Origin of the sequence: Streptomyces solincola (assembly GCF_002982015.1) — a bacterium.
Classification (GTDB): domain Bacteria; phylum Actinomycetota; class Actinomycetes; order Streptomycetales; family Streptomycetaceae; genus Streptomyces; species Streptomyces solincola.
This window is the reverse complement of sequence record NZ_PVLV01000028.1, coordinates 1-11,306: the sequence shown is the minus strand read 5'-3', so window position 1 is coordinate 11,306 and position 11,306 is coordinate 1. Positions and strand designations below refer to the sequence as shown.

10 protein-coding genes and 1 tRNA gene are annotated in these 11,306 nt (G+C 72.9%); 5 read left to right on the top strand and 6 right to left on the bottom strand.

Annotated elements, in window-relative coordinates; all coding sequences use genetic code 11:
- Together C6N75_RS02105 and C6N75_RS02100 are read left to right on the top strand one after the other, a co-directional pair.
- Positions 1-1,241, top strand: a 1,241-nt coding sequence (locus C6N75_RS02105; protein WP_105867109.1) for a S1C family serine protease, incomplete at its 5' end; no start/stop codon positions are given.
- 59 nt (positions 1,242-1,300) lie between these two features.
- Positions 1,301-1,385 (top strand) — tRNA-Ser (locus tag C6N75_RS02100).
- Between the two features lie 78 nt (positions 1,386-1,463).
- Here C6N75_RS02100 and C6N75_RS02095 read toward each other — a convergent pair.
- From C6N75_RS02095 to C6N75_RS02065, 6 genes are all read right to left on the bottom strand, one after another.
- The gene (locus C6N75_RS02095) at positions 1,464-2,009 is read right to left on the bottom strand and encodes a carboxymuconolactone decarboxylase family protein (protein WP_105867108.1); all 546 of its coding nucleotides are present in this window, start codon (positions 2,007-2,009) and stop codon (positions 1,464-1,466) included.
- A complete protein-coding gene (locus C6N75_RS31965) occupies positions 2,006-2,662 on the bottom strand; it encodes a DUF6187 family protein (protein ID WP_265737433.1) in 657 nt (218 codons plus the stop codon). The genes C6N75_RS02095 and C6N75_RS31965 overlap by 4 nt, the downstream gene beginning before the upstream one ends.
- A gap of 178 nt (positions 2,663-2,840) precedes the next feature.
- The gene (locus C6N75_RS02080; RefSeq protein ID WP_105867106.1) at positions 2,841-4,181 is read right to left on the bottom strand and encodes an FAD-dependent oxidoreductase; all 1,341 of its coding nucleotides are present in this window, start codon (positions 4,179-4,181) and stop codon (positions 2,841-2,843) included.
- Positions 4,178-4,627 (bottom strand): DUF6423 family protein, encoded by a 450-nt coding sequence (locus tag C6N75_RS02075; RefSeq protein ID WP_258177171.1) that lies wholly within the window; start codon positions 4,625-4,627, stop codon positions 4,178-4,180. Before C6N75_RS02075 ends, C6N75_RS02080 begins: the two co-directional genes overlap by 4 nt.
- Positions 4,628-4,936: 309 nt before the next feature.
- The gene (locus C6N75_RS30380; RefSeq protein ID WP_181160290.1) at positions 4,937-6,049 is read right to left on the bottom strand and encodes a DUF6235 family protein; all 1,113 of its coding nucleotides are present in this window, start codon (positions 6,047-6,049) and stop codon (positions 4,937-4,939) included.
- 650 nt (positions 6,050-6,699) lie between these two features.
- Positions 6,700-7,485 (bottom strand): SDR family NAD(P)-dependent oxidoreductase, encoded by a 786-nt coding sequence (locus tag C6N75_RS02065; RefSeq protein ID WP_105867103.1) that lies wholly within the window; start codon positions 7,483-7,485, stop codon positions 6,700-6,702.
- Between the two features lie 441 nt (positions 7,486-7,926).
- On the opposite strand from C6N75_RS02065, the gene C6N75_RS02060 reads away from it, so the two are divergent.
- The 3 genes from C6N75_RS02060 to C6N75_RS02050 all read left to right on the top strand — a co-directional run bounded on the left by C6N75_RS02060 (position 7,927) and on the right by C6N75_RS02050 (position 11,238).
- Positions 7,927-8,232, top strand: coding sequence for a hypothetical protein (locus C6N75_RS02060; protein ID WP_105867102.1), 306 nt, complete (start codon positions 7,927-7,929; stop codon positions 8,230-8,232).
- 474 nt (positions 8,233-8,706) lie between these two features.
- Positions 8,707-9,264, top strand: a complete 558-nt coding sequence (locus C6N75_RS02055; protein ID WP_105867101.1) for a SigE family RNA polymerase sigma factor — start codon at positions 8,707-8,709, stop codon at positions 9,262-9,264.
- Between the two features lie 330 nt (positions 9,265-9,594).
- Positions 9,595-11,238 carry a long-chain fatty acid--CoA ligase gene (locus C6N75_RS02050; protein WP_105867110.1) on the top strand — a complete coding sequence of 548 codons (1,644 nt, stop codon included), beginning with the start codon at positions 9,595-9,597 and terminating at the stop codon, positions 11,236-11,238.
- Positions 11,239-11,306 lie beyond the last annotated feature (68 nt).

Here is an 11,306-nt window from a genome sequence, read left to right as displayed (position 1 = left end):
CCGCCGGTGGTGCGGCCCCGCACGGCGGCTCCCCGGCGGGCGGCTGGCCCCCGCCGCCGCCCGGCACCCCGGCCTGGGGCGCGCCCGTGCCGCCCGGGCCAGGGCAGCCGGCCCGGCGCAAGCGTTCCGGCGGCCTGGTCGCCGCCGTGCTGGTCGCCGCCCTGGTCGCGGGCGGCATCGGCGGCGGCATCGGCTACTGGGCTGCCGAGCGCGGCGGCATCAGCTCCACCACGGTGGCCTCCGGCGACGCGCCCAGCTCCTTCAAGCGCGACCCGGGCACGGTCGCGGCGGTGGCGAACAAGGCGCTGCCGAGCGTGGTCACCATCGAGGCGAAGTCCGGCGGCTCGGGCGGCGCCGAGGGCGAGGGCGGCACCGGCACCGGCTTCGTCTACGACAAGGAAGGCCACATCCTCACCAACAACCACGTGGTCGCCTCGGCGGCCGAGGGCGGCAAGCTGCGGGCGACGTTCTCCGACGGCAAGTCCTACGAAGCCGAGGTCGTCGGCCGGGCCGAGGGCTACGACGTCGCGGTGCTCAAGCTGCGCAACGCCCCCTCCGGGCTCACCCCGCTGCCGCTGGGCGACTCCGACCGTACGGCGGTGGGCGACTCGACGATCGCGATCGGCGCGCCGTTCGGCCTGTCCAACACGGTCACCACCGGCATCGTGTCCGCCAAGGACCGCCCGGTCGCCTCGGGCGACGGCGGCAGCGCCAACTCGTACATGAGCGCCCTGCAGACCGACGCCTCGATCAACCCGGGCAACTCCGGCGGTCCGCTGCTGGACGCGCGCGGCGCGGTCATCGGCATCAACTCCGCCATCCAGTCCCCGGGTGGCGGCGGCCTCGGCCAGTCCCAGGCCGGCTCGGTCGGACTGGGCTTCGCGATCCCGGTCAACCAGGCCCGTACGGTCGCCGAGCAGCTCATCAAGGAGGGCCAGCCGGTCTACCCGCTCATCGGCGCGACGGTGAACATGACCCAGGAGGGCGAGGGCGCCCGGGTCGCCGACGACGGCGAGGGCGGCTCCGCCGCCGTCACCCCGAACGGCCCCGCCGCCAAGGCGGGCCTCAAGCCGGGCGACGTGATCACCAAGTTCGGCGACCGCGTGATCGACAGCGGCCCCACCCTGATCAGCGAGATCTGGACGCACAAGCCCGGCGACAAGGTCTCCCTTACCTACGAGCGCTCCGGCAAGCCCACCACCGTCGAGGTCACCCTCGCCGCACGCAAGGGCGACCGCTGACCGCCAACCGGTAGGCTGTAGCCGCTTCGTCCCGGGTCCACCCGGTGGACCGGGGCGAGGGTGGGTTGCCCGAGCGGCCTAAGGGAACGGTCTTGAAAACCGTCGTGGCGCGAGTCACCGTGGGTTCAAATCCCACACCCACCGCGCGCAGTCAGCAGCACGCTGGCGAGAAGGGGTGCGGCTCTGAGGAGCCGCACCCCTTCTCGTGCTCGTGTGGGCGGTTCAGGACTCCAGGCGGGCCGCGAGGCCGGTGTAGCCGTGGTCGTGGAGGCGGGCGGCCGAGGTGGGAAAGTAGCTCATGTCGGCTGCGACGCCGAGTCCTTCGACCATGCGGTTCATGAAGTTGAACAGCGCGCCGACCATCACCGCGTCGTGCAGGGCGCGTTCGTCCCAGCCGGCCGCGTAGACCGCTTCGGCGTCCCCCGGGGTGAGCCGGGACGGGGTCCGGGTGAGGATGCCGAGGTAGCGCAGCACGGGCTTGAGCTTCGCGTCGACCGCGGAGCCGTCCAGGTCGGCGAGCGCCTCGGCCAGCAGGCCCTCGGGGACGCCGAAGGCCTCCGCGGTGGCGGTGTGGATGCCGTGGCAGTAGCCGCAGTCGTTGAGGCCGGAGACGTACGCGGCCATCAGTTCGCGCTCGGCGACGGTGAAGGGCGACTCCGCCCGGAGCAGCGCCTCGTGGAACTCCAGCAGCGGCCGGGCGGTACGCGGGTAGGCCTCGAAGACCTGGAGCAGCGCCGCGTCGGCGGGCAGGGACGTCAGGTAGGTCATCGTGCCGTTGCCTCTCCGTGGACCGTGCGCTGAGTGAACTGGTCGATCTCGTTCCGGCGGAGCCAGCACGCCGCCAGGTGGGCGGTGGTGGCGGGCCCCGGTGCGCCCAGGTCGCAGTGGGCGAAGAGGCGCAGCGTCTCGTCCCACGCTCGGCGCAGGGCGACGGGGGTGGCAGCCGCGCCGCCGGTGGCGGCCAGTACCGGCCGGGCCTCGCGCCAGCGCCGCGCACCCGCCCCGACGAGGGCCTCGAAGGTCATGGTCGCCCGTACGCCGTGCCGGATGCGGTCCACGGTGAGCAGGACCTGCGCCGGGTCGTCCGCGAGGGTTGCCAGGCCGAGGCCGGCGAGGAGCCGTTCCGCCTCCAGCCCCATCAGCATCACGCCCGTCTCGGTCATGGCGGGCTCGTCGAACGGGGTGAGCGCGAACCGGGGGTCGTCGCCCGCCGTTTCAGTCGCCCGGGGGCCGTGGGACGTCTGGGGACCGTGGTGCGTCTGGAGTCCGTGGGGCGTCTGGGGGCCGTGGTGCGTCTGGAGTCCGTGGGGCGTCTGGGGGCCGTGGGACGCCCGAGAGCCATGGGAGGCCCGAGGACCGTAGGACGTCTGGGGGCCGTGGGACGCGCCGACCGTCCCCGACACGTCGGCGGCAACCGGCATACCCGCCCCGTACTCGCCTCCGCCCCCGTCCGGCGTGCGGGCCGACTTCCCGCCCCCATCCGGCGTCCGGGGTGACCTCCCGCCTCCGTCCGGCGTGCGGGCCAGTTCCCCGTCCCCGTCCGGCGTGCGGGCTGACTCCCCGCTGCCCTCCGGCGTACGGGCTGTCCGCGGGTCGAGGTCAGACATGGGCCACCAGCCGGTGGTCGCCGCGGCGGAGGCCGGAGGCCGCTTCCAGGCCGTGGGCGACGGCCGTGGCGACGCGGGCCGTCGCCACGCGGTGGCCGTCGATGTTGCGGGCGGCGGGGCCCAGCACCATGCCGGCGGCGGCGCCGACCGCGAAGACGCGCGGGGCGTTGCGGAAGGCGAGGGTCCGCTCGTCCAGGTCGGGCCAGCCGTCCCGTACCGCCGCCACGCCCTCGGGCAGCAGCCGGTCGCCGCTGGAGACGGTGGTGCCGAGCGCCAGCACCGCGTGGTCGGCGACCACGTGCCCGCCGTCGGCCAGACGGACCGCGACGCGTCCGGCGCGCTCGGGCTGCACCCCGGTGACGGCGCGGCCGCGGTGGACGGTCAGCCGGCCGTCGGCCTCGGCGGCCCGCAGCAGTGGACGGAACTCGAACATCACCGACGCCCGGCGGTGGCCACCCATCAGCGTCAGCCGGTCGTCCCAGCTCGTCCCGTCGAAGCGGGCCCGGCCCTCGGCCCGGAAGAACGACGCGTTGACGTCGGCGCACTGGTAGCGCTCCTCGGCGGCGCGCACGATCCAGTGCACACGCCGGCCGTCGGTGAGCGCGTTGGCGATCAGGTGGGCCGCGCTCAGTCCCGCGCCGACGACGACGAGCTGCTCGGCGTCCCGCGGCACGGGCTCGTCCCAGTAGCTGACGCCGCGCGGCGCCGGCTCGCCCTGCCACCAGTCGGCGGGGGCCGCGCGGCGCTCCTCGCCGAGGCACAGCACGGCGTACGGCGCGGTGACCGAGACGCCCTCGCCGCGCACGGTGACCGTCTCCGCGGCGGGCCGGACGTCCCGCACGGTGGCGCGCCAGGTGCGCTCGTCCACGTGGTGCAGGGTGGCGACGTGCCGGCAGTACGCCTCGAAGACGTCGACCGGCACCACGGAGCGGTGACCGGCCTGGGCCATCCGGATCTCCCGGCGCTCCACCGGGGTGAGCCGTGACCAGTGCAGCCGGGCGAAGTCCAGCAGTTCGCAGTCGCGGTAGCCCTCGACGCCGGGATGGTGTTCGTACGGCGAGCGCAGCACGCGCTGCCCGAGCGTGTCGACCCGCTCCAGGAACCGGCCGCACGGACGTCCGTCGCGGTCGAGCAGGACGACGTCGTGCACGCCGAGGTGCCACAGCGCGGAGGCGACGGCGAGCCCGGCCGGCCCGGCGCCGACGATGACGACGTCCGCGGTGGCCGGTGGCGGGACGGCAGGACCGGCGCCCGGGCTCACGCCGATCGCCGCGGGCCAGTGACGGCCCCGCGGCGAGTCGAGCAGGTGGGGCTCTGGTACGAAGGTGATCACCCGATGACCGTCACCGGGACGATGATCTCGATGACCGGGCGCTGCGGCAGCCCCTCGGCGACGAGCTTGTCCAGGGTGGCGGCCGCCGCCTCCGGGCTGTCGGTGGCGACGGGGGAGTAGCGGGAGTACGCGTACGTGGGCTTGCGGCCCGTCGTCTCCAGCGAGTACATCTTCACCACCGCCTCGCCGGGGCGGACCTCACCGCCGTAGAAGGTCAGCCGGCGCTGGTCGGGCGTGATGAGCGACTTCGTGAACTGCCGGGACATGACGAGGGTGTCCTCGTCGTCGACGAAGACGGAGTCCTCGTCGGTGGCGGCCTGCATGGCGACCCAGGTGCGGTCCGTCAGATTCGTCTCGGACTTGATGATCTGCCAGCGCCCCGGCTCGGGGAGGTTCACGGTCACCGACACGTCGTGGTCGACGGTGTCGATGGCCCCGGAAATCATCAGCACACGGCGCCGTACGTCGGCGACGCCGGCCATCTGGATATCGCGCGCTCTGACCCGCGAGGAGACGTCTATCCCTGACACTTCCAGCGACGGCATCGCATCTCTCCGAATTCTCGACGTTCTTGATGTTCTTGACGTTCTTGACGAAGAAGCATTCTTGACGAAGAAGCCCAACAGAGAAGCACAGGTGTCACGAGTGGCCCCGAGATTTCCACAGGTGCCCTACCCTGTCAAGAACGGTCGTGCGAAGCCCAGTTGGGCGTGCGACCGCCGCGGTCGCAGGGCGCCCGGCCGGGGATATCGCCGTCACACCGCCCGGCCGGTCCCCAGGTCGATTCCCGGTGCCTCGCCGACGGACCCGACGTAGACGATCTCGAACACGTCGAGGTCGCGGACGCGCAGCTTCAGCACGAGGTCCTCCCGCAGCCGGACGAAGAACTCCCGCGGCCGCGCGGCGTCCTCGAGGGTCTCGTACGCCGTGAACACCGACCTGTCGACGACGGCGAACAGCGCCTTGTGCACGGCGTTCCGCTCGATCTGGTGCGCCGCGCCGGACCACCGCTCCAGCAGGTCCCAGCCCGACCCGAGCCGGAGTCCGAGAGGCTTGGTACCGCCACCGCCACCGCTACCGCTACGGCCACCGCCACCGCCACCGCCGCGGCTGCCACCGCCACCGCCGCGGCTGCCGCCACCACTGCCGCGGCTGCCGCCGTCCGTCGCGCCGGGCCCCGGCTGCCGCCGCAGGCCGGGCGGGCGCAGGTCGACGTCCAGCGGACGTCCCAGCATCGCGCGGACCATCCGCAGTTCGCTCAGCAGCAGCGGCGCGGCCCGCCGGCGCAGCACCGCCCGCAGGATGCGCTCGGCGGTCCAGCCGTCGCCCGCGCCGAGGTACGCCACGGCCTGCTCGTGCAGGAAGTCCACCTCCTCGTCGGTGAGCCGGCCGCCGAAGCCGACCAGGCGTTCGATGCGCCGTTCGCGCGGGGTGAGTTCCACCGGCGCCGCGTCCCGTGCGTCGGCGAACCCGCCCCAGCAAACGTCGACCCGCCCCTCGCCCTGGTCGGCGAGCGTGTCCAGGAACGCCTGGCTGCCGTCGTCGAGCAGGTGGGGGTCGATCACGTCGATACGGCACGGCCCCACCTGCTCCAGCCAGGCCCGGCCCACCTCCAGGAAGCTGCGGGTCAACCGCTCCCGGTGGATTAACACCAGGCGGTCCGGGGGCTGGCGCCGGGCGGCGTCGACGTGGTCCTCCTCGTCCAGGAGGTCCACGAGCGCGGCGCACACCGGGTCCTCGGGCGCGACGAGCCGCAGCCCGGCGCGGGCCGGCCGCGGCCATACGGCGGTGTCGGCCGCGCCCAGCAGGGCCCTTACCGGAAGGAAGCCGATAACGCCGCTTTCGGCCCGCACGGTGAATTGACGCATTGCTCCTCCAGATTCCACGGTCCAGGGCGGGACCGCGCGGAAAAAGGGGGAAGGGAATTGCCGACACCGTAAGGTAGTGAGGCCCCTTGAAAGAAAGTTCCGGCCGTCCGTACTTTCGAAAGTAGGCACGTCTCCGCAGGGCGACATCTTCCATCGTGCTCACGTCGCCGCCGGGCGTGCGCAATCGCGCCCATCTCACCAAGTTGCCCTTGCCGGACGGGCCCCGCGGGTGGTTCGGGGCGGTCGTGGGCCGACGGCGCCACCCGCCCGTTCAAGGGTGTTCAAGCTGGTGTTCAGGTGGCGGTCGAGCGGTTCGTGCTACGGGCCGGCCCCACAGGCTTACGGGCCCGGGGGGTACGGGCCGACGGGCCCGCGGGGGTACGGGCCTATGGGCCGACGGGCATACGGGCGTACGGGCGTACGGGTACGTGCCGATGGGCCGACGGGCGTACGGGCGTACGGGTACGTGCCGACGGGCTTACGAGCGTACGGGTACGGGCCGACGGACTTACGGGCCGACGGGCTTACGGGGTACGGCTTCACGCGCCTGCGGGCATACGGGCCTACGGGGTACGGCTTTGCGCGCCTCCGGGGGTACGGGCTCGGTCAGCGGACCGGGCTGTGCGCAGTCCCGGCCGGGCCGGGGGCTCTCAGTGCGCCGAGAAGCCGCCGTCCACGAAGATCGACTGACCGGTGACGTAGCCGGAGGCGGGGGACGCCAGGAAGACGGCGGCGGTCGCGAAGTCGTCGGCCATGCCGTTGCGGCCGACCAGAGTGCGCGCGGCGAGCGCGGCGACCGTTGCCGGGTCCGCGGACAGCCTGGCGTTCAGAGGGGTCATGACGATCCCGGGCACCAGGGTGTTGGCGGTGACGCCCGCGGCGGACCACGCCTCGGCCTGCGAACGGGCCAGCGACTCCAGACCGCCCTTGGAGACGCCGTACGCCCCGCTGTCCGCGAACGCGCGGTGCGCCTGCTGGGAGCTGACGTGGACGATCCGCCCGTACCCGCGCTCGGCCATCCCCGGGCCGAAGCGCCGCCCGAGCAGGTGCGGCGCGTCCAAGTTCACCGCCATCGTGCGGTCCCAGTCGTCCTCGGTCAGCTCGCCCATCGGCGGGCGGAGGTTGATGCCGGCCGAGTTGACCAGGATGTCCGGCTCCCCGTAGACCGCCGCCGCCTCCTCGGCGGCCGCGCGCACGCCCGGCCGGGTGGCCAGGTCGGCGCTCACCCACGCGGCCTCGCAGCCCTCGGCTGCCAGCGCGTCCGCCGTGGCGGCCAGTTCCTGCTTGCCTCGGGCCACCAGCACGGTCCGCGCGCCCGCCCGGGCGAGGGCGGTGGCGATGGCCCGGCCGATGCCCGAGCTGCCGCCGGTGACCAGCGCGGTACGCCCGTCGAGCGAGAAGAGTCCGGAGAGGTAGTCGTGCGCGCGCGTGTTCATCCCTGCACCCTAGACACCCCCATGAGCGCCGTCGGAACGGCGTCCGACCCTTCGCGAGTCCCCCCGGCGCCGCCGTCCCCATACCCGACCGTCGCACACTTCTGCGATCCATCGACGGCGTGCGGCGTACGTCGCCGCTCCCGGAAAGCCTCCCGTCCCCGCCCCTGCCGTAACGCTTCTCCTCTTGCCCGCCAAGGTCCGTACCCTTCCCGCACTCGCCCGGGTGGCGCCTTTCTCCCGCCATCCCCCGGAAAGAGGTTTATCGATATGTCCTCACGCTTGCGAGCGAATCGGGCGGTCATGTCTGGTTCGCCGGGGATTCGGTGGGCAACTCTTGGACCACGACGTCGACAACGCCTCGGGCGGACGGCCAACTGCTCGGGAAAAAGCCGCACTTGCACCGACACCACAAGCAGTGTCGGTGCCTTGGAGGAGAACCACATGGCAAGCATCCGTACCGCCCGCGTGATCGCCGCTGTCGCCGCACTGCCGCTGGCCGCGGGCCTCTTCGCGGGAGTCGCCACGGCCGACAACGGCAGCTTCGCGGACGACGGATCCAACGCGTCCGTGGCGTCGATCATCGGCAGCGGCGTCGGCGACGACAACGAGGGCAACTCGACCACCACCCAGCAGGTCGCCACCGGGGCCGGCGCCTCCAACCAGAGCAACACCGCCAGCGTCAACGGCTCGGGCTTCACCATCATCGACCAGGACAACGCCGCGGTGTACTTCACCAACCTCTGGTAGACCGCACCCCGGGACCGGACGGGGGCCGACGGATCGGAGGACGCAACCAGGCAGGCGACAGAGACGCGAGACGACGCGAGACATCGCGAGACGACGCGAAACATCGCGAGACGACGCGAAACATCGCGAGACGACGCGAGACGACGCGAGACGACGCGAGACAAGCGGACACGTGGTCACAGCAACGGCCCGTGCGGACGGTACTGCTCGACACCGCCCGCACGGGCCGTCCGCGTGCGCCGTGCCCGGCAAGCGGCACCCGTAGCGCACGGAGGGCGCCGCGACCGCGGGTCCTACCCTCGGGGCGCTCCGCACGGGCCGTACTCCGCGGGCCGCTCCCCGACCCCGAGTCCCGCCGCGCCCCCCTTCACCTCCAGGAGGGAGGGCCGCCCGTGCCGCTACGACCTGAGGGGGACCCGCGGTCGGGACCTCCGGGCGATACGGCGGTGCGGGACCCGCGCCTAGCGTGGGCCCATGACCGCGACTCCCGGGCTCGTCTGCGCCGGCGCCTCCACACCCGCCGCCGCGCACGCCTCCATCTACCCGTCGTTCACGTCGTACGTACGGGCCCGAGGCCCCGTGCTGCTGCGCACCGCCCGGTCGCTGACCGCCAACCCGAGCGACGCCGAGGACCTGCTCCAGACGGCGCTCACCAAGACGTACGTCGCCTGGGAGCGCATCGAGGACCACCGGGCGCTCGACGGCTACGTCCGCCGCGCCCTGATCAACACCAGAACCTCGCAGTGGCGCAAGCGGCGAGTCGACGAGTACGTCTGCGAGGAGCTGCCCGAGCCCCACCTGCCGCCCGCCGCCGACCCGGCCGAGCAGCAGGCGTTGCGGGACGCGATGTGGCGGGCGGTGCTGAAGCTGCCCGCACGCCAGCGCGCCATGGTCGTCCTGCGCTACTACGAGGACCTCAGCGAGGCGCAGACCGCCGAGGTGCTCGGCGTCTCGGTCGGCACCGTGAAGAGCGCCGTCTCCCGGGCGCTCGGCAAACTCCGCGAGGACCCGGAGCTGGCCCCGGCCCCCTGACCCGCACGCACACCTGCCACCGGCCTCCAGGGAGTCGCCCTCCCGGGCATTCGTCCTCCAGGGAGTCGCCGTCCGGGGAGTCGCCCTCCAGAAAGTCGCCGTCCGGGGAAGTCGCCCTCCAGAAAGTCGCCGTCCGGGTGGTCGCCCTCCCGGTAGTCGCCCTCCCTCCTGGTAGCCGTCCTCCGGGTTCCGGCCACCCCGCCACGCCCCCTCCCGGGCCCGTTCTCCCGCATCGCCTACCATCGGGTAGTGACATACCGCCTGGTATGTGCGCACAATCGCGGCAACTTCATCCCCGCGTAACGGCGCGCATGTCGGGAGGCCCCGGTGCTGCACAGCACGATGCAAGACGTACCTCTGCTGATTTCACGGATTCTGACCCACGGGTCGACGATCCACGGCCGGTCCACCGTCACCACCTGGACCGGCGAGGCGGAGCCGCACCGGCGCACCTTCGCCGAGATCGGCGCCCGCGCAGCCCAGCTCGCCCATGCCCTGCGGGAACTGGGCGCCGAGGAGCGCCGGCCGATCGGCACCCTGATGTGGAACAACGCCGAGCACGTCGAGGCGTACCTCGCCATCCCCGCCATGGGCTCCGTGCTGCACACCCTCAACCTGCGGCTGCCGCCCGAGCAGCTCGCCTGGATCGTCAACCACGCCGACGACCGCGTCATCCTGGTCAACGGCAGCCTGCTGCCGCTCCTCGCTCCGCTGCTCCCGCACCTTCCCCGGGTCGAGCACGTCATCGTCGCCGGGCCCGGCGACCGCTCCGTCCTGGACGAGGCCGCGCCCGCCGTCCACGATTACGAGGAGCTGATCGCCGGCCGGCCCACCCGCTACGACTGGCCCGAGCTGGACGAACGCGCGCCCGCGGCCATGTGCTACACCTCCGGCACCACCGGCGACCCCAAGGGCGTCGTCTACTCCCACCGCTCGATCTACCTGCACTCCATGCAGGTCAACATGACCGAGTCGATGGGCCTGACCGACAGCGACACCAGCCTCGTCGTCGTCCCGCAGTTCCATGTGAACGCCTGGGGTCTGCCGCACGCCACCTTCATGACCGGCGTCAACCTGCTGATGCCGGACCGCTTCCTCCAGCCCGCCCCGCTCGCCGAGATGATCGCGACCGAGCGCCCGACCCACGCCGCCGCCGTGCCCACCATCTGGCAGGGGCTGCTCGCCGAGGTCCTCGCCAACCCCCGCGACCTGACCTCGCTGGACCGGGTCACCATCGGCGGCTCGGCCTGCCCGCCGTCCCTCATGGAGGCGTACGACAAGCTGGGCGTCCGGCTCTGCCACGCCTGGGGCATGACGGAGACGTCCCCGCTGGGCACCATGGCCAACCCGCCCGCCGGGCTCACCGCCGAGGAGGAGTGGCCCTACCGGCTCACCCAGGGCCGCTTCCCGGCCGGCGTCGAGGCGCGGCTGACCGGCCCCGGCGGCGACCTCATGCCCTGGGACGGCGAGTCCGCCGGCGAGCTGGAGGTACGCGGCCCGTGGATCGCCGCCGCCTACTACGGAGGCGCGGATGCCGAACCGCTGCGCCCCGAGGACAAGTTCAGCGCGGACGGCTGGCTCAAGACCGGTGACGTGGGCACCATCAGCCCGGACGGCTTCCTGACCCTCACCGACCGGGCCAAGGACGTCATCAAGTCCGGCGGGGAGTGGATCTCCAGTGTGGACCTGGAGAACGCCCTGATGGCCCACCCCGACGTGGCCGAGGCCGCGGTCGTCGCCGTACCGGACGAGAAGTGGGGCGAGCGGCCCCTCGCCACCGTCGTGCTCAAGGAGGGCGCCACCGCGGACTACGCCGAGCTGCGTGCGTTCCTCGCCGAGTCGGTCGCCAAGTGGCAGCTCCCGGAGCGCTGGACCATCGTCCCCGCGGTTCCCAAGACCAGCGTCGGCAAGTTCGACAAGAAGGTCATCCGCCGCCAGTACGCGGACGGCGCGCTCGACGTCACCGAGATCTGATCCACTCGGAGAGACCCACAGCCGTGGCCGGGCGGGCGATGTTTCACGTGAAACATCGCCCGCCCGGC

Coding starts and splice junctions, on each gene's coding strand:
- C6N75_RS02095 (WP_105867108.1), bottom strand. CDS start 2,009: ATGACCTACCTGACGTCCCTGCCCGCCGACGCGGCGCTGCTCCAGGTC.
- C6N75_RS31965 (WP_265737433.1), bottom strand. CDS start 2,662: ATGCCGGTTGCCGCCGACGTGTCGGGGACGGTCGGCGCGTCCCACGGC.
- C6N75_RS02075 (WP_258177171.1), bottom strand. CDS start 4,627: ATGATTTCCGGGGCCATCGACACCGTCGACCACGACGTGTCGGTGACC.
- C6N75_RS30380 (WP_181160290.1), bottom strand. CDS start 6,049: ATGCGTCAATTCACCGTGCGGGCCGAAAGCGGCGTTATCGGCTTCCTT.
- C6N75_RS02065 (WP_105867103.1), bottom strand. CDS start 7,485: ATGAACACGCGCGCGCACGACTACCTCTCCGGACTCTTCTCGCTCGAC.
- C6N75_RS02060 (WP_105867102.1), top strand. CDS start 7,927: ATGGCAAGCATCCGTACCGCCCGCGTGATCGCCGCTGTCGCCGCACTG.
- C6N75_RS02055 (WP_105867101.1), top strand. CDS start 8,707: ATGACCGCGACTCCCGGGCTCGTCTGCGCCGGCGCCTCCACACCCGCC.